Here is an 18,683-nt window from a genome sequence, read left to right on the forward strand (position 1 = left end):
AAATTATATTTTTCTGTAGGCTGTGCTTTTGCCTTTTCCTGTTTTTTCTATGAGGGATTCACTTTCCAGTAAGCTTAGGTCTCTTTTTAAAGTACTCAGTGAGGCTTCCGGAAATTTTTGAACGGCATCGCCTATTTTGATTACTCCTCTATCTCGAATGAAGGTAAGCATTTTCTCCTGTCTTTCGTTTAAGATTCCTCCAATATTCAAATAGTTTGAATATTTCCGTTCGAGTTTGTGTATTAAGGAGTTTAGGGATTGGAAAAAGAAAAACATCCAATCCTGAATAACTTCTTTGTCAGTAGCTCGGTGTTGTTGAGCATTCATCAAGGCTCGGTAATAGCCAGATTTTTTTTCTTCTACTATATGTTCAAGAGATATATACTGGACAAAGACATAGCCGGCTCGCAATAATAAAAGACTTGTTAGTAGGCGCGATAATCTACCATTGCCATCCTGAAAAGGATGAATGGATAAAAACTCATAGATAGCTGTTCCGATTACAAATAAAGGGTGAAAATTATCTCCAGAAATATGTTCCTGAACCCATGCGATCATTCGCTTCATTTCTATGGGAGTGTCTTTGGGCTCGGTGGTTTTAAACAATACTCTCTTGCTGCCATCTGGATAGCTGGCCACAACCTGATTTGAAAATTGTTTGTACTTACCTCGATGGTGTTGGTCTTTTTCGCTAAACTTTAGTAATTGATTGTGTAGGGTAAGAATATTAGCTTCAGTGAAATCAATGAAATCGTATTGAACTAAAATCAATTCAAGCGCCTCATAATACCCTACTACTTCTTGTTGTTCTCGGGTCTCAAGTGAAGTGATTTCAACTTCCCTCAATAATTTTTCAACTTCTGCATCTGTTAATGTAGCACCTTCAATTCTTGTCGAAGAGCCGATGCTTTGTACACTTGCAATGGACCTGAGCTCCCTGAGATAGCGATTGTCTTTTTTTTCTAATAGCTCCCACCTTCCCTGGAACCTATCTATCCGAGCAGCCAGGGTAAATAACTTTTGGGAAGTTTTAAGGTCAAATTGAAGTTTGTCTTCCATATGTTGAGCCAAGTGTGGGCTAAATTGAGCTGAATATTTTAAATATAGAAATAAATGGGCTAATATGAGCTGTAAAATATAGAAATGAGCTAAAAAGACCTGAATTTGATCTGTGGATATACCTAACAGAAATCCTACTCTCCAATTTTTCCTTCCCTGGGTTTTCAATTGAGCATGCTGAGTTATCTTCAAAAGTAAATGAGAATGTCATTCCCCGCTTAGAGATTGAGTAAAGAGAAGAATTTCGGTTCTTTGAAATTTCTGTCCATCTTTAGAGAGAAAGAACCATACAAAATGAAACGCCTATTGCTCTCCTTCATCTTCCTTTGGATAAGTATATCGCTTTTCGCCCAAAAAGAAGAATCCACATTCCCTACTTTTCACTTCCACCTTCATGCCCTCGATTTTCAAAAACTGATTGAAAGCAAAGGCCAGAAGTTTGAAATCAAACCCATACAGGCCCAGTTGAATGAGGAGGAAATTCAGATCGAAAAGATTCGCATCCGAGGAAAATCTTCTCTCCACTTCAGTCGGAAGAGTTTTAGCATACATCTGTCAAAAAATAAGGAGCTGAAATTTTCCTCTTCATCCAAAGCCTTTCGAAAATTTTACCTGATGAGTTTGTCCATGGACAAATTTGATTACTACAATCGGCTGGCTTTTCAGTGCATGGCTGAGATCGGTATTTTCCCTTTGGACTACCGCTATGCTCAGCTGATGATCAACGAAGAAGATCAGGGGACCTATTTTTTTGTGGAGAAGCCGGATGAATATGTTCTGAAGGATCTCAAAGCAAGTTACCTCATGCGGAGGGGAGAATATAGCCAGGCAGATGATATCGAATGGGCAAAAGGACTCTCTAAGGCTGAGGCAAAATCCTATCAGAAAAAATACCTGGAAATCAAACGAATCTGTAAGCAGTATGAAGGAGGAGAGCTTCAGGAAAAATTGTCCGCATTAATCGATCTTCCTGCCTACATGAAATGGCTGGCCTTCAATTATTGGATCAATAATGGAGACTATAATGATGAGATTTTCTTTTATGTGAAGCATGAAAACTCTGTTCCCCTTTTCTCTATTCTTCCCTGGGACTATGATGACATTTTTGCGGAAGGTCCGCATGAGGGTTGGACAATCCGAAATAAACGAATCAAGGATGCGCTGATCTTTTCCAGTGAGGATTATTTGGGCAGGAAAATCGCCAGCGATCCCATGCTTTATGCTCAATACCTCGAAGTGCTGGAAGAAGTGATTGCGAAACTTTCGGAGGAAAAACTGAAAGAGATTTTCGGAGAAATTAGAGAAGAATTGAAGGAATTGGACAAGTACCAGAAGGGAGATCTCCTGATGGGAAGACTGAAGGACTTAGATGAAAAGTTTGAATTTATGATGGCCAAACGAGCAGAAATGCAATTGATGATGAAGAAATAGATTCCTCATCATCAATTGCACTCATTGCTAAGGCTTATCGTTCGATCTGCTTCTGAACGATCGGTAATCTAATGCTGCTAGGGTGAGCTGCGCTATGGAAAATTTTATTGCGAGCAACAACCGCATCTTTTTCATCGAAGTTATTTCCACCTGTATTCAGGTTGCGGGTGAATCGGGGGAAATTGCTGCTGGAAATTTCGATGCGAATGCGATGCCCTTTTTCAAAATAGTTACTGGTCGACATGGGCGTCATTTCCAGTTTATAGACTTCGCCCTCTTCCATAAAAACTTCCTTATCATAGCCTTCTCTGAATCGAGCTCTTTGAATGGTTTCATCCAGATTGTAGGCTTTCCCATCTGGATACACATCCAAAATCTTGATGGTGAAATCTGTATCCCTGGCATCTGATCCTACAAAAAGGCTCGTTTCGATAAAACCACTGACTTCTATGCCTTCCTCCAGAGGTTCGGAAGTATAGACCAGGATATCATTTCTGACTTCCATTTTTTGTTGGTCGAAAGAACCGCCCTGAATGGCATTGCCTGTACAACAAACATTTCCACCATAGGATTTTACCGGATTCATGGGATCATAGGTGAAAGCATCCTCCGGGGATTTTTTGGAGGGCTTATCGGTCGAAAGTTTGCCATCGCCATAGAGACTATTGGCACTGCCCCCACTGGACAAATAAAAGCTTGTCATCTCAGCTGTCGCGGGTGGCCATTGTTCGGCCTGGTTCCACTTGTTGATGCCCATGGTGTAGTATTGGACCCGAGGCGTTTTTTCTTTAAAGCCATTTTCTTCTCCTTTCAACCACATATCGAACCAGGCATAGATTTGCTCATCATAATTGAGGCGGGCATCTCCGACTGATCGTTCGCCGACGATGGTATTTTCAGTGGCACGTGTATAGCGACAATGTAGGGTAGGGGCAATGACGAGGTATTGATTGTCGGCCACTTCTTTGTCTTCGATATTATTGCGGACGTGATTGAAAAGGGCCAGATTGGGGCTGATAGAAACGTCATACCAGGAGGCGAACCAAAAACTGGGAACGCCAAACCCCATATCGTCATGGTACAAACCGCCTTCGTACCAGCCTTTGTCATTGGGTTTGCGGAGGATCATTTTGTCGTAAACCTCGGCTTTGCCGTTAACGTTTTTGATGATTTCAGTAACGGGCAGGTGCTCCAAGGCTATGGACATATCCACTGGCGGATTTTCGGGAGCCAGATCATAATATCGCGAAATGCGAATCAGGTCTTCCTGAGAAGCCCCAGCGGGAATGCGCGGTTTGAATTTGTCATGTTCTACCCCATAAAGCCAGGAAGTAAAGAGCATCTGTTGAGCGCCTCCTCTATACCAATTGCCTTGTTCGAAGTATTTACCTACTCTTCCCACACCGGCTCCATATCCTTGTGGAACCATGGCTGCATGTGCGGGGTGATCCAAAGCTGCAACCGCCATTTGCCATTCGGCTGTAGAGGAACAACCTAGTGTACCGATTTTCCCATTAGACCAGGATTGTTCTTTCATCCAACTAAAAGCATCGTATCCATCTGTCAGCGGAACTCCCAGTATGTCCCATTCTCCTTCAGAAAAATAGCGCCCTCTTTCATTCTGAACCACATAGGCATAACCTCTCTTTACCGCTTCATACGCTCTTTGAGCTGTACGTGTAGTTTTCTTCCCATCTCTCCATGTATTGAAATTGTAAGGCGTACGGGAGAAAATAATAGGCACGGCTTGATCTGTCTTGGGACGATAAATATCTGTAGCGAGCCTTTTACCATCGCGCATGGGCATCATGACTTTCTGGTCGATGATGGCGATCTCTTCCAGCTTTTCCCAAATGTCGGATTGAGCCATTGATTGGGTAAAGCTGCTAATCAATATGCAGATAAGGACTGCGTAGTAGTGAATAGTTTTTTTCATAAGCGTGTTGATATTTCTAATCTCTATAAAGATACTAAATGGATTTTCTTGTTCTTTTTTGGCAGCAATTCCTTCGATTCCTCAGGACAGGAGTCAGCAAAAACTGCCAAGCTTTTAAAGCAGCCCCTTTGTCCAGCCCCGACCACCAAAACTTACAGGCCAGTGTGCTAAGGTATATTCGTATGGTTTATTTGTATTATTAGATCTACTCAACCAAAAATACCTGCACTTGCGCTTGATACTTGCTCTTGTACTTTTCTTCCTCTCCTTTACCTCACCAACTTCTCGATCTCCGGCGGCAGTTTGCGATCTCCCCACTCGAAGCAAACCTCATGTACATTGCTTGCCCTGCCGGTAGCTGCAGTCATTCCCCAATACACATAAGATTTCCCCTGAAAGACATCCTGAATCAGATCAATATTCTTGCTGATGATTTCTTTGCTGTCGAGCTTAACAGAAAGCCATTTGGCAACTGGATCCCAGGAAACGCCAAAGCTATGTCGTTTACAATCTTCAATATTCTTGATTTTGTAGGGTTGAGTAATCTGGTAATAATGGCCTACCCGTCCGTGAAACATCAGGGCCAGATGATCCTCTGCTGGATCGTACAAATGATTGTTTTGCCAGGTATCTATTTCGATGCCCATAGAGGGAACCAAACCGGCAAATCCCTGTCCTTCTCCTACGTACCCGGTTTGAGATCGACGAGGAGTCATGACGAAGACCATTCCATCTGCTCCTTCTCCATCATTGCAGCCTGCTTTTATCATTAGTTTAAAACTGAAAGGCTTTCGCAAATTGACAGCATGTTTGTACCAGATAGAGCCCGTAGAATAAGGTTCATCTTCGGTTAGTCTCAGACAATTTTCCAGGGTACGATAGGTTTGTCCTTGCGGAATAAAGTCCTGAATTCGCGGACGCCAGTCCGGACTTCCCAGACTAAGCAAAAAGAGGAGTAGGAGAGAAGCAGGAGTAGAAAGGGTCATGACAGCCAGGATTTAGGATTGAGCTTTCTTAAGATACAAAATATCCCAGAGGATTGTTTGTTTATTCTGCTGGATAAAGAGAATGAGAAAAATCAGTTCATAGAAAGAAAATAAACCCCAAATCCTGTGTATTTTTAAGGATAGACATGAGCTACGGAGCTACCCTTTTTCCCAAGATTCTACCCTTTAGCAGGACATCCCTGTTGAAAGGCCTGAACTGTATGATTCTTTTTTCTCTGGCTATGCTTGCCTTTTCTTGCATGGAAGAGGAAGGAAGGAGAAAAAATCGCCCTTCCAAAGCCGAAAGGCATAGACAACTCAGAGATTCCCTGGCTCATTTCTCTGCCTTACCCCAAAAGGTGAAACATCCTGCTGACAATCCATCTTCTCCTGAGAAGATCAAGCTGGGCAGAATTCTCTTTTTTGATCCCATTTTATCCGGTAATAAGGATGTGGCTTGTGCTACTTGCCATCACCCCTCCAATGCCTTTGCGGAAAGTCTGGACATCTCCGTGGGAGTAAATGGGCAGGGCTTTGGGCATAAAAGAAATTTCCAGCAACCCAATGATATTCCCTTTACCAAAAGAAATTCTCAGACGGTATTAAATACAGCTTTCAACGGCATCAATTTCCGAAACCGATATGATCCTGCTCTGGCGCCTATGTTCTGGGATGTTCGGGCAGAAAGTTTAGAAAAACAAGCCCTGGAGCCCATAAAATCCCTGGAAGAAATGAGAGGAAGGGCTTATTCGGAAGATGCGATCCTGGAGGAAGTCATCCATCGACTCAAAGAAATAGAAGAATATCAGGAGCTTTTTTCGGCTGCTTTTGGAAGGAAACATGCGATCACTCAGGAAAACCTCGGCAAGGCTATTGCTTGTTATGAACGTACTTTATTGACCAACAATTCTCGTTTTGACCGATATATGCGAGGAGAAGAATCAGCCATTTCCCTTTCGGAGAAAGAGGGCTTTGATCAATTCATTCAATCAGGTTGTGGGAGTTGTCATAATGGGCCGATGTTCTCGGATTTTCAGGAGCATATTCTGGGGGTGCCCGACAATCCAAAATTGGGCTATAGCGATAGCGGGATTGATAGCACTTACGCCTTTCGAACTCCCAGTCTTCGCAATTTGAGATTCACCTTCCCCTACATGCATAATGGTAGCCTCAAATCCCTCGAAAGAGTCCTGGAATTTTATGAAGACATAGCGGGAGGTAAGGAAAGGAATCCCCTTGTCAGCAAAGCCATGATTGATCCTCTGGCCCGTGAGATTGATTTACGAGTAAAAGAAATGGGCCCCATCATTTCATTCCTCAATACCCTCAATGATGAGAGCTTTGATAAGACAGTTCCGGAAAGGGTTCCTAGTGGATTGTCTGTTGGGGGTAATATTCATTAAGAGTTTCTTCTTCTTTTCCTTAGATGAAAAGAAGCAAAAATCAAGCTGCTGCAAAGCCTCGCGCAGTCCGGCCCCCGCACCCGATGCAGCAGCGGAGCCCCGGCGCGCAGAGGGACGATGTGTTAGGGTATTAGGGTGTTAGTGTATTGGCGTTGAGATTTTATGAATTAATCTTTGATTGATTCCAATTGCTGTAGCCGCAGATTGCTATCTGCGGCAATGAAATCCCGTATCCGCCCATCCCACCACCCAGGCGTGCAGGCTCGGCAGCGCCAATCGGGAAAAGGGGCGGCTGAGGGTGGCTGGTTCTTGGCGCTGCGATTTTTGACTCCATCTTTTTCTAAAAAAGATGGAAATACACCCTAAAAACCCCCTCATCAAAAAACTAAAAAACAGCTAATTGCTAAATAAGCTCCTTATTTCGTAGCTTTTAAAAACAGAGAAAGCTCAAAATGGAACTACCTACTACGCAATCCAATCGTTTGTTGTCCCTGGATTTCTTTCGGGGAATGACCATGTTTTTACTTATTGGCGAATTTACAGGCATATTCGAAGCGCTGGTCGATCCTGTTTTTGAAGGGGGAATCATTCATGCTTTTGCCATGCAATTTCATCACCATCCCTGGAACGGCTTACGATTCTGGGACCTGATTCAGCCTTTTTTCATGTTTATCGTAGGCGTAGCCATTCCTTTTTCGGTGAGAAATCGGGAAAAGAAAGGGGAAGATAATTCGAGCTTAACGAAGCATGCCTTCAAACGAGCTTTATTACTCTTATTGCTCGGTTGGGCCTTGTACTGCATTGGTCCGGGAAGGATCACCTTTCGCTTTCAAAATGTCCTCGCTCAATTATCAGTTACCTATTTGGTCGCCTTTTTATTGAGGAATAAAAGCTGGCAAATCCAGCTGGGCATCAGTTTAGGTATACTACTATTAACGGAGATTATTTACCGGACTTTTGGGGTAGCGGGTTTTGATCAGGCCTATACGCCGGATCAGAATTTTGGTGCATATGTGGATCTCCTCATTTCGGGCGAACTTTCCGGTGGACATTGGGTTTCTTTTAATGCCATTCCTACAACGGCACATAGCATTTGGGGCGTATTGGTGGGTATGCTTTTGATGAGCGATAAAAGCAGTAAAGAAAAACTGAAGGTCTTATTGATTGCAGGTTTTGCAGGAGTGGTTTTGGGTTATGCACTTGATCCCATAATTCCTATCATCAAAAGAATCAGTACAAGTTCATTTGTAATTGTAAGTGGAGGCTGGTCTGTTCTGGCAATGGCTTTATGTTATTGGCTGATCGATGTAAAGGGAGTTAAGAAATGGGTGCCTCCTTTTGCCATCGTAGGTATGAATCCCCTCTTCATTTACCTCTTTGCGCATGTGGGAGGAGCTGCTTTGATTAAAAGTATGGTTAAACCTTTTACCTATGCATTCTCAGGCATCATTACAGAAATAGGCGCCGAGATTTTGACAACCTCCATCGTCTGGTATCTGCTCTGGTACATCTGCTATTGGCTGTACAAAAAAGAAATATTCATCAGAATTTAATCCCTTTCTCCCTGGACAATACTATAGACATGAATAAGCTAATCATTTCCGTCTGGCTGCTCCTTTTCCTTGTAATTCTTCCTTCCTGCGATGCTTCAAAAAAAGCGCTCCAAAATAATTCATCTACAGCTTTGGCCAAGGTAGATCTTTCGCCCTTGAAGTGGGGTAAAGGAGAATTGCAGCGCTATGTCCAAATGGATAATCGCGCTTTTCCTGACAATCCCCTGGCAGTTGGGAAAAATGGAGCGGTGACCAATACCTTTCATGCAGCCGCTTCTCGCGCAGGCTTTGAGGCCCTGAAACAGGGAGGGAGTTCGATGGATGCTGCCATGACGACAGCTTTGACTCAGGTTACTTTAAATGCCGGAGCAGTTATCAGCTTCTTTGGGATTATGAATCTGGTGCATTATGATGCAGCTAGTGGAGAGATTGTGAGCATGGATGCGACCTGGAATTCGGTGCAAAATGAAACTGAACCCATGAGTATCCCGGGGAAAATAGATATCAACGACAAATTTAAAGTCAGTGAGCCTAGCGGAAGAACGGCTTTGGTAGGAGGATTTATGAAGGGCCTGGAAGAAGCACATGCACGTTATGGGAAATTGCCCTTTGAGGAAATTTTCAAACCAGCTATTCATTTAGCAGAAGAGGGATTTGTGATGTCAGAAGCTACAGCCAATATGTTTGAACGCAGGGATGATGTGATTCGAAGACTAGCTGAAACCAAAGCAACTTTAGTAAAAGCCGATGGAAGTGCCTATCAAGCGGGCGATCTTTTTAAACAGCCTACGCTTGCTGGAACTTTGCGCAAAATTGCCCAGGAAGGCTCGGATTATATGTATACAGGAGCCTGGGCGAAAAAGGCGATTGAAGCTATTCAAGCTGATGGAGGAAAAATGACGGAGAAAGATCTTGCAGACTACAAGGTGATCTGGAACGAACCTTTACGGGCACAATATGGAGACTATGAAGTGGCTGTCTTAGGCCCTCCTGTTATGGGCTCGGTCAATCTGCTGGAAGCCTTGAATTTGGCCTATGAAACGGATATTGCTGGCAGCGGTCATTGGTCGAAAAGTGGCGAATCACTGCGAAAGATATCGGATGTTAGCAATTTCTATACCCTGAGTTATATCAATTCAGCTATGCAGGGCATCATTTATCCGGGCATCGACCTTTCTATGGAGTCTCGCGTTCAAAAAGAAACCTCTAAAAAGTTATGGGCCAGTTTTCAGGAAGGTAAACGCCTCATGCCATATGCCGATCCCAATCCCAAGCATTCGGATACGGTAGTGGCCATCGATAAAGATGGCAATATGACTGCAGTTACGCATTCTATCAATTGCATCGTCTGGGGTTCAACCGGGATCATGGTAGATGGCATATCCATCGGCGATGCTGCCTCCTTTCAACAACAACAATTGAATCAAATTAAGCCCGGTGATCGCTTACCTTCGCCTATAGAAGTTGGAATCATCTCGAAAAATGGAAAGCCTGTGCTTCCTTTCGCCTCCATGTCTACCGGTCTACATCAGCAAAGCGTCCAATCCATTCTGAATTTCATGGCTTTTGATATGAATGTAAAAGAGGCAGTAGATGCTCCTTGTATCTTCCTTCCCAAAACGGATTTATCCAATCCTTTGGCTCCTAAATTATATGTACAGCTTATGAAAGGAAGCTTTCCAGAACAGGTAATGGAAGAAAGTGGCTTGCCTATTATTGAACTTCCCGCTTCCGAGAGAAGATACAATCAGGGGCTATGGATTGGGATTTATCGCGATCCGGACACGGGAGAGTTGGAGGCTTGTTCGCCGCCCTATGCGACGGGCAAGGCTCTGGCGTATTGAAAATATTCAGCATAAGGGAGTTAAGTTGAATGAGCAGCATTCGAGAGGAATTGACGGGCATGAATTTGCTCCTAAATATCGCTTATAGCATGGATAGGCGAGAGATCTTTATGGGGGGATAGAAAAACCTTTGGGTTCCTATTAAGGCTAAGGATTTTTCAGGTCTTCTCTAATCTTGTTCGATACCCTGCTTTCATTCGGTAGAAATTCCGGAGGATTGAATAGGAGAAGAAATTTAGACTGCTTGTGTGTAAATCCAATTTTTATCCAGAATTTGGATTTAAACTTGTTGAAACCCGGAAATTCCATGAAGATTCTAGTTGTTGAAGATGAAAAACCTTTGCTTGACGCAATCATCAGGTATTTTAACAAGGATAAAGTTATCTGTGAACGAGCGGAGGATTTTGATAATGGATCTGAAAAGATTGCCTTATATGATTACGATTGTGTGATTCTGGACTTAGGTCTTCCAGATGGACATGGATTAGATCTGGTCAAACAACTAAAAGAAAAGGAAGATGATACAGGGATAATCATTATCTCTGCTAATGGAACGCTCGAATCAAAGATTGATGGATTGCAGATAGGAGCGGATGATTATATCACCAAACCTTTCGCCTTATCCGAACTAAATGCAAGGGTAAAGGCCATCATAAGGCGGAAACAGTATAGAGGAAAGAGCCTTTTCAAAATGAATGAAATAGAGGTTCATATAGAAGAAAGGCGAGTAATCATACTTGGGGAAGAGTTGAAGCTTACCAAGATTGAATACCAGCTTCTTCTTTACCTGATGAGGAATAAAAACCGAATCATAACCAAAAACTCTATTGCTGAACACCTCTGGGGAGATCATATGGACTATGCGGATTCCTATGATTTTATTTATTCGCATATGAAGAATCTCCGTAAAAAACTCCTGGCTTCAGGTTGCCAGGATTATATAAGAACCATGTACGGGGTGGGTTATAAAATGACGGAAGGGTGAGACTAAGTACCATAAATACCCAATACTACATAGGCGCTTTTGTATGTATTCTGATAATCCATGGCCTGATTTCTTATGGGCTGGTAACCTATTTTGTTCACCAAAGACTTGAAAAAGCGCTCTTAAAGGAAAAGCGAACCATTCAACGAGCGATAGATGAAGCAGATAGTATCCCTGATTTTCCGGGTTTTGGTGAAAATGAGTTTAGCATTTCCCTCCAGTATAGTCCTGTTGGAAAGAAAGATATATTTAAAACAGTAAGCCTTTATAGCTCGCGAGATGAAGAGGAATTGGAATACTATGAACTGGCAACTCAAGTTAACAAGGCAAGCTCGGTTTATGAGGTCAGGATAAGAAGGTCTTTGGTTCGAACGCAAGAGTTGATTCTGAGCCTGGTTGCTTCCAGTTTTTTTGCCCTTTTATTAATTCTTTTGTCCTGGTTCCTGTTCTTCAGAAAGCTGGATTTAAAGCTCTGGTCACCGTTTTTCAGTATGCTCCATCAATTGAAGAATATTGACTTAAGAGAAGGCGAGGAAATCAATCTTCCAGAAACCTCGATATGGGAATTTCAACAGTTAAATAATGAAGTCAACAAATTGACAGAAAAGCTGGGGAAAGACTACATGGGACAAAAGCATTTTATAGAAAATGCCTCTCACGAACTTCAAACTCCATTGGCCATTATCAAAACCCAACTGGAACTCATCCTACAATCCGAAAAACTGGACGAAGTAGAGCTTCAGCAAATCGCATCTTGCATAAATGCAGCAGATCGCTTAACCCGAATTAATAAGTCACTCATCAGTATATCTCGGATCGAGAATCTTAATTACATCGAAAAAGATAGGATTTACCTTGAAGAAGTGATTGAGCATAATATGAGCATTTTCCGGATGGAAGCTGAAAGCAAGGAAATAACCATTAACTACGAAATCAATAATCCTTGTGAATTGTTGATTAATGAAACCCTGGCTCATATGCTCGTGCGCAACCTGATCCAGAATGCCATTCGCCACAATATAGAAAAGGGGGAAATTTGGATTATTCTTAATGCCACCTCTCTTATCATAAAGAACACAGGAAAAGTTACAGATACTCCCTCTGAAAAATTCTTTGAGCGCTTTTATAAAAGCTCAGAGTCGGAAGGCTCAATTGGTTTGGGCCTGGCAATTGTGAAAGAGATTTGTGAACGCTACGGTTTTCAGGTTTCCTACGATAGAAGGGATTCTCTTCACGTCTTTTCAATCGACATTCCCTCCCCCAAAAAATCTCCAGAAAAAAATTGAAAAACTCATATTTCTCCAGATTTCATCCAGAATTATTTTTGTGATTGTTTTTCACAAAGGACGTTAATCTGAGAAATATGAAAATTAAAGTGTCCAACCTTCCGTATTCAACCAGCTGGTTCGAATTGCATGATTTGTTTAATGGTTTCGGTGACATAGTCTCCTTGAGGATACAGAATTACTATCAACATAAGTCTGTTGCGAAGATTGCGATTATAGAAATGCGTAACACAGAATGTGCTTTTGAAGCAATTGAAGGTCTTAATGGGGATTATTTCAAGGGGAATATTTTGATACTTGATATTTACGAAAATCAGGGGAAGGAAGAATTACTCACTTTCCTGAGGAGAAGAGTTCAGGGGTTTTTCGGGAGTAAGACAAATCGATATTTAGCTTAATAGCATGACTCTAAAGTTCAATAGTTAACATCCAAGATATATGGAAAACTACCATATCAGATATAGCGATACGGATTTAGCTTATTTCAGTAAAATAATCCGTACGAAGATCAATGAGGCAGAGGAAAGCCTGGCCCAGCTCCTGGATTCATTGGAATCGTCTAATGATCAAACGACTTCGAGGATAAATGGAATAGATGACTACGCTGATTATGCAGATCGGGAATTCCTCTACGTCATGATTGCCCGACAAGAAAAATTTATCTACCAATTGGAAGAGGCTTTGCGAAGAATAGGCAATAAAACCTATGGAATATGCTCCCGAACAGGGAAACTCATAGATAAACGAAGATTACTTCTGGTTCCTCATACAACGATGAGCCTGGAAGCTAAGGAATCAAGATCGCGAGACAGTCTTGCATCATAAAAGACACTTATTAAATCACTTAGCTATTGCTCTAAAATCAGAAATAAGATGAAAATCAATGTATCAAACCTTGACCTTTCTGTATACAAAAGCGATTTGCAGGAATTATTTGAGGAGTTCGGAGAAGTAAGTAGTATCCGAATTTTATCTCCTTACCTTAACAAGCAAAGATCAAAAATGGCAATCGTGGAGATGGAAGATGTCCTAAGTGCGATGGCGGCAATAGAGGACCTTAATGGCGAGCTGTATATGGGTAGGCCTATTGCCGTCCAACCCGAAAGCCGAATCCTTAGTGCCCCCAGACAAGCGCTGGTTTCACAAAGCCTCGATATAGAAAACGATGAGTATGATGATTTATGGGAGCCTGGATATGAAAAGATTAAAAAGAAGGATTACTCGAAATACCTGGAATAGGAATCTTTAGGATTTTGCCCATAGCAGTTCGTGCTTTATAGTCATTGCCATTGATTAAACAGGTGGCTAATTACCCTGATAGAATTTGCATATTAGGGACTTCGTATGGAAACCAGGCAACTGCCTGGTTTTCTTTTTTGCAAGGATTCAATTTTTTCCAGGCAAATAGTATTTCTCCAGAATTTAAACAGAATTGATCTCCTTATTCGAGGGTAATTTAAGATTAACTCAAAATGAGGAAATACAAACTTCTGGTCCTCACAGACCATGCTTTGCATAGAAGTTATGAATCCCTGTATCCGCTTCTTTCAGAAATGGCTATGCATCCTTTATGTGAGCGTATAGACGTAGCGAGTAGAGGTCTACCAGAAAATGATTCTTTTTTTCACGAACATAATTCGGAGGAAATTTTTGTTCATCAGCTAAAAGAAGGATTTGAATTTTCTAATCGGAGACAATTTTTCGGGGCTAAACCTGAGCGGAAGCGTCCTGGATCATATGATTGGATATTACTGAGAATACCTCGCCCCAATCCAGAGCCATTATTTAAATTTATTGCCAGCGTATGGGGAACAGAAAAGGTAATCAATAACCCCTTAAACATCCATGAATTAGGATCGAAAGCTTATTTGTTGAATTTCAAAAAGCTTTGTCCTCCTATGCATCTGACGTATCACCTTGAAGAGATCCTTAAATTCCGGAAGAAATATCCCATTGTCTTGAAGCCGCTCTTTCAATCCGGGGGAAGAGGAATCATTAAAATTGCTGGTAATACCGTATGGGAGGGGAATCAATCCCTCTCCCTGGAGGCCTATTTACCTACGCTGGAACAAAACTCCAGAAATGGCTATTTAATCATGAAATATCTGGAAAATGTGGATGAAGGCGACAAACGTATCATTGTGGTTGATGGAAATATCATGGGTTCTGTCTTAAGAGTACCTCGTGATAACTCATGGCTCTGCAATGCACATCAGGGAGGAATTTCCATTCTTAGTCGAGTAGATCAGGACGAATTGAAAATAATAGAGAAAATAGACCCTGTGATGAAAAAACATGGGATCATATTTTATGGGATAGATACTTTAATGGGGGATCATGGGAAACGGGTACTATCAGAAATCAATGCTTCAAATGCAGGAGGTATTTTACCCGCCGAAATAGTATCCGGAGAAGCCGTGATTAGTCGAACCAGCAAAGCATTGTGGGAATATATACTCTCTAAAGAAAAAATAAAGTTACAGATTCTAGACGCTAACACTCTGTAGTTGTTCATCGGTATGGGCCATTATGGCTCATACCCTTTAAGCCTAATCCGGACCCTTTAGTATAAAATTTCCTTTTACTATACATCAAACCAAATATCCGATAAGCCAATAACAATGCTTAAGGCCCGGGCAATTTTTTTGATGGGAGATTTAATTATGCATTCAAATTTAATTCAGCAAGCATAAAAAATTTACGAATGAAAATCCCTATTATTCGGGCTGTCAATCCTGGAGATTTTGAACCCAGTAATCATTGGTATCCAAAGGCATTAAATGCCCAAATCCATCCGATGGTAGCTTATTTCATGAATTTGAAAGCAGAAAAAGTTATCAAAAGGTACTGCCACCTGAATCCAACTGTTGATAAAAATAAATTAGAAGAAATTATCTCGTACAGGCCCAAATTTTTTCTGCATGCAGGAGTTGATCTATTTCATGTAACAAATACTGCTGGCAACAGAAAGATGGTTGTGATTGAAACAAACTCTAGTCCTTCTGGCCAAAAATCTTTACCTCTTCTTGATGACAACTTAGAACAGGGAGGATATTTGCGATATGTGGAGCAGTCTTTTCTCCCTTATTTAAAAGCTAAAAGGCCGAAGATCAAGGGAGGCTTAGCTGTTTTGTATGATAAAAATGAGATGGAGGCTTCAGGATATGCACATGCTATGGCAGATGTATTTCAGGAGCAGGTCTATTTGGTTCCCTTTTTTCGCTTCGATGAAAATCCACCGGTAAGGTTTACAGATCATGTAATGGAGATACGCCTGGATGACAATAGCTGGCTCCCTATTAGAGCCGCCTTTCGCTATGTTACCCAAAGGCCCTGGAATCGCATCCCGGTTCATACAAGGACGGTCATTTTGAATCCTATTATTACTTGCCTCGCAGGGGGTAGAAACAAAATGATTGCAGCCAAAGCTTATGATCTTTATAATGCGGAGATTGCCCCTTATGGATTACAAATTAGAACCCCTGAAACCATTTGGGACGTCAGAAAAAATGAAATTCCCCTTTGGGTAAAAAAGCTGGGAGGACAGGCGGTAATCAAAGTCCCTTATGGAAATGCAGGGCAAGGAGTTTATACCATTGTAAATGAAGGGGAACTTTATGAATTCATGGAAATGGATTTCTCCTATGATATGTTCATCGTTCAAAGTCTGATTGGGAATTATCAATGGAGCTCGACGGGGAGCAAAGGAAAGTTTTTCCACGTAGGCACGATGCCTGACCGTCGGAATTTTTCTTATGCAGCAGATATCAGGATGATGGTTCATGCAACCAAAGAGGGCATGAAACCACTTGCAGTTTATGCGAGAAGAGCAAGATTACCATTAGTCGATGATTTAGAGGAGGGAAAGAGCTCCTGGGATATCCTTGGAACCAATCTTTCTATCAAACAAGATGACGGTACCTTTACGACGGACAGTTCCCGCTTAATCATGATGGATCGAAAAGACTTCAATCGGCTGGGGATCAGTGTAGATGATCTCATCGAAGGCTACATTCAGTCAGTGCTTGCGACCATCGCCATTGATAAAATGGCCATCACCTTAATCAACCAAAAAGGTCGATTCAAATCCCGTCTGTTTAAATCCCTAAACGATGATCCTTCTTTAGTAGAAGAGATTACATTAGAATAAATTATGGATAGGCAATATTCTTTCTTGGTCCTAACGGACCACGGGCTACACCATGAGCGTAATCCCATTTATAGCTTGCTCCCTCAATTGAGGAAGCATCCCCAGTGTAGCGAAGTGCATGTTGCGAGTAGAACTAATTCCAGGAATGAGAATTTCTTCCAGACTTATTCTTCCTATGTATGTGAAGTACTAGAGATAAAGGAAGGTTTCCGCTTTGATGAAAGCGGAAAACAATTTTTTGATACAGGGATTGTGCGAGAAGTTGATTCCTATGATTGTATTCTTATGCGCCTTCCACGGCCCGTGGAGCGACAATTTATGGAGTTTGTAGCAAAACTGGATCATCAAGTGGTTTTCATCAATCATCCTTTGGGTATAGAGGCAACCAGCAACAAGGCATTTTTGACAAATTTTCCCAAATTATGCCCCCCGATGAAACTCTGCTTTAGTATCAATGAAATCCTAAAGTTCGCCTCGAATTTTCCCATTGTATTGAAACCCCTGAAAGAATACGGAGGAAAGGGCCTCCTGAAAATTGAGCATGATTCACTTTTTGAAGGTGAAACAGAACATCCTACCATAGACTATTTGCTCAAGCACGAATCCTACATCAATACGGAGGGATACCTTGCCATGAAATTTATGAAGAATGTGAGGGAGGGAGACAAAAGGATCGTATTGGTGGGTAGAAATATCATGGGAGCTTCCTTGCGTCTTCCCCCGGAGGGTTCCTGGATATGCAATGTAGCCCAGGGAGGAACCTCAATTGCAGCAGAGCTAACTCCCGGAGAGAAAGAAATTATCTGGCAGATTCTTCCCTTCCTGGAGGAGAGAGGAGTTTTTATCGCGGGGGTTGATACCTTATTGGGAGATCATGGGAAACGAGTCTTATCAGAAATCAATACCCTGAGCGTTGGTGGTTTCCTCAACATTCAGGAGCAAAGCGGCCAGCCTGTTTTAGCGAGAACGGTTCAAAATATCATTGATTATGTCCATCAAAAAAGTAGAAATAGATAAAGATATTTCCATGATTCTGAAATTTGATCTTGAGCAAACCCCCAGGCAGTCCATTAGACATTACTGGTTAAAGATCATTTCGGATGGATTGGGCAGTCCCATTTGTGTTCCTGTAATGGTCGCCAGGGGAAAAAAAGACTTCCCCATTCTGGGTCTTACTGCGGCGGTACATGGAAATGAATTAAATGGGATTCCTGTGATTCAGCGCCTGTTTAATGAGATAGACGTAAGAGAATTAAAGGGCACAATTGTCGGTATTCCCGTTGTGAATATTCCCTCTTTCACCCGAAAGAAAAGAAGATTCAACGATGGAGTCGATCTAAATCATATTATGCCTGGTAAGGTGGATGGAAATGTAAGCGAAGTATATGCGCACAGGTTTATAGAACGCCTTGTAAAGCATTTTGATTATCTGCTGGATCTGCATACGGCCAGTTTCGGACGCATCAATTCCTATTACATTCGAGCAGACATGAAGCATCCCATTACCCGAAAATTGGCATTGTTGCAAAATGCGCAGATCATCGTTCACAATCCACCTTCAGACGGGACCCTCAGGGGAACTGCAGAATCCATGGATATTCCTGCGATTACGCTTGAAGTAGGAAATCCAAATACCTTCCAGAAGAAACTCATTCGTAGCGGGGTCGAAGGAATCCATAATGTTCTTTCCTACCTGGAAATGACCGAAGATGAAATCGAACAACCAGAAAAGGAAGCGGTGATTTGTAAACGTTCTTATTGGATTTATACCGACACAGGAGGATTACTTACAATCCCTGTAAATCTTACGGATCATGTCAAAAAAGGAGATTTAATTGCTAGTCTTAGAGACGTTTTTGGTAACCTCAGCCGAGAATATTTTGCTCCCGAAGACGGTGTTGTAATTGGAAAAAGTATTAGCCCAGTGAATCAATCCGGAGGAAGGATTTTGCATTTGGGAGTTTTGAAGTAGATATAGCGCAATATTTAAAGATCGAGCGTAAAGCTAAAAAGAAACTGCACTTCCCCGGGAGGAGAAGTGCAGCAAATC

Annotated in this window: 16 protein-coding genes; 13 read left to right on the plus strand and 3 right to left on the minus strand. The window is 41.9% G+C overall.

The features are described 5' to 3' along the window. Positions 1 to 3: 3 nt before the first annotated feature. Positions 4 to 1,059, minus strand: a complete 1,056-nt coding sequence (locus tag R8P61_29190) for a Fic family protein (GenBank protein ID MDW3651189.1) — start codon at positions 1,057 to 1,059, stop codon at positions 4 to 6. 294 nt (positions 1,060 to 1,353) lie between these two features. Here R8P61_29190 and R8P61_29195 point away from each other — a divergent pair, with 294 nt between their 5' ends. Further along, positions 1,354 to 2,490, plus strand: a complete 1,137-nt coding sequence (locus R8P61_29195; GenBank protein ID MDW3651190.1) for a CotH kinase family protein — start codon at positions 1,354 to 1,356, stop codon at positions 2,488 to 2,490. Positions 2,491 to 2,524: 34 nt separating this feature from the next. On the opposite strand, the gene R8P61_29200 is transcribed toward R8P61_29195, so the two are convergent. Together R8P61_29200 and R8P61_29205 are read right to left on the minus strand one after the other, a co-directional pair. Beyond that, a complete protein-coding gene (locus R8P61_29200; GenBank protein ID MDW3651191.1) occupies positions 2,525 to 4,426 on the minus strand; it encodes a CocE/NonD family hydrolase in 1,902 nt (633 codons plus the stop codon). A 269-nt stretch (positions 4,427 to 4,695) separates the two neighbouring features. Further along, positions 4,696 to 5,412: an L-type lectin-domain containing protein gene (locus R8P61_29205; protein MDW3651192.1), complete on the minus strand. Its 717-nt coding sequence runs from the start codon at positions 5,410 to 5,412 to the stop codon at positions 4,696 to 4,698. Between the two features lie 221 nt (positions 5,413 to 5,633). On the opposite strand from R8P61_29205, the gene R8P61_29210 reads away from it, so the two are divergent. The 12 genes from R8P61_29210 to R8P61_29265 all read left to right on the plus strand — a co-directional run bounded on the left by R8P61_29210 (position 5,634) and on the right by R8P61_29265 (position 18,605). After that, a complete protein-coding gene (locus R8P61_29210) occupies positions 5,634 to 6,815 on the plus strand; it encodes a cytochrome-c peroxidase (GenBank protein MDW3651193.1) in 1,182 nt (393 codons plus the stop codon). A 452-nt stretch (positions 6,816 to 7,267) separates the two neighbouring features. Then, positions 7,268 to 8,368, plus strand: a complete 1,101-nt coding sequence (locus R8P61_29215; protein MDW3651194.1) for a DUF5009 domain-containing protein — start codon at positions 7,268 to 7,270, stop codon at positions 8,366 to 8,368. Positions 8,369 to 8,397: 29 nt separating this feature from the next. Further along, positions 8,398 to 10,212, plus strand: a complete 1,815-nt coding sequence (locus R8P61_29220) for a gamma-glutamyltransferase (GenBank protein ID MDW3651195.1) — start codon at positions 8,398 to 8,400, stop codon at positions 10,210 to 10,212. A gap of 307 nt (positions 10,213 to 10,519) precedes the next feature. Beyond that, positions 10,520 to 11,197 (plus strand): response regulator transcription factor, encoded by a 678-nt coding sequence (locus R8P61_29225; GenBank protein ID MDW3651196.1) that lies wholly within the window; start codon positions 10,520 to 10,522, stop codon positions 11,195 to 11,197. Further along, positions 11,194 to 12,483 (plus strand): HAMP domain-containing sensor histidine kinase, encoded by a 1,290-nt coding sequence (locus tag R8P61_29230; GenBank protein MDW3651197.1) that lies wholly within the window; start codon positions 11,194 to 11,196, stop codon positions 12,481 to 12,483. Before R8P61_29225 ends, R8P61_29230 begins: the two co-directional genes overlap by 4 nt. Before the next feature lie 77 nt (positions 12,484 to 12,560). Continuing rightward, entirely contained in the window at positions 12,561 to 12,881 is a 321-nt protein-coding gene (locus R8P61_29235; protein ID MDW3651198.1) for an RNA-binding protein, read from the plus strand. A gap of 40 nt (positions 12,882 to 12,921) precedes the next feature. Beyond that, positions 12,922 to 13,308: a TraR/DksA C4-type zinc finger protein gene (locus tag R8P61_29240; GenBank protein ID MDW3651199.1), complete on the plus strand. Its 387-nt coding sequence runs from the start codon at positions 12,922 to 12,924 to the stop codon at positions 13,306 to 13,308. Between the two features lie 48 nt (positions 13,309 to 13,356). After that, on the plus strand, positions 13,357 to 13,722 hold the full coding sequence (locus tag R8P61_29245; GenBank protein ID MDW3651200.1) for an RNA-binding protein: 366 nt from the start codon (positions 13,357 to 13,359) through the stop codon (positions 13,720 to 13,722). A 233-nt stretch (positions 13,723 to 13,955) separates the two neighbouring features. Then, positions 13,956 to 14,990 (plus strand): hypothetical protein, encoded by a 1,035-nt coding sequence (locus R8P61_29250; protein MDW3651201.1) that lies wholly within the window; start codon positions 13,956 to 13,958, stop codon positions 14,988 to 14,990. A gap of 197 nt (positions 14,991 to 15,187) precedes the next feature. Then, positions 15,188 to 16,633 (plus strand): hypothetical protein, encoded by a 1,446-nt coding sequence (locus R8P61_29255; GenBank protein ID MDW3651202.1) that lies wholly within the window; start codon positions 15,188 to 15,190, stop codon positions 16,631 to 16,633. 3 nt (positions 16,634 to 16,636) lie between these two features. Continuing rightward, complete coding sequence (locus tag R8P61_29260; GenBank protein ID MDW3651203.1) at positions 16,637 to 17,650, plus strand: hypothetical protein; 1,014 nt, start codon at positions 16,637 to 16,639, stop codon at positions 17,648 to 17,650. After that, a complete protein-coding gene (locus tag R8P61_29265) occupies positions 17,622 to 18,605 on the plus strand; it encodes a succinylglutamate desuccinylase/aspartoacylase family protein (protein ID MDW3651204.1) in 984 nt (327 codons plus the stop codon). Before R8P61_29260 ends, R8P61_29265 begins: the two co-directional genes overlap by 29 nt. Positions 18,606 to 18,683 lie beyond the last annotated feature (78 nt).

The organism is Bacteroidia bacterium (genome assembly GCA_033391075.1).
In the GTDB taxonomy this organism is placed as follows: Bacteria; Bacteroidota; Bacteroidia; order J057; family J057; genus JAWPMV01.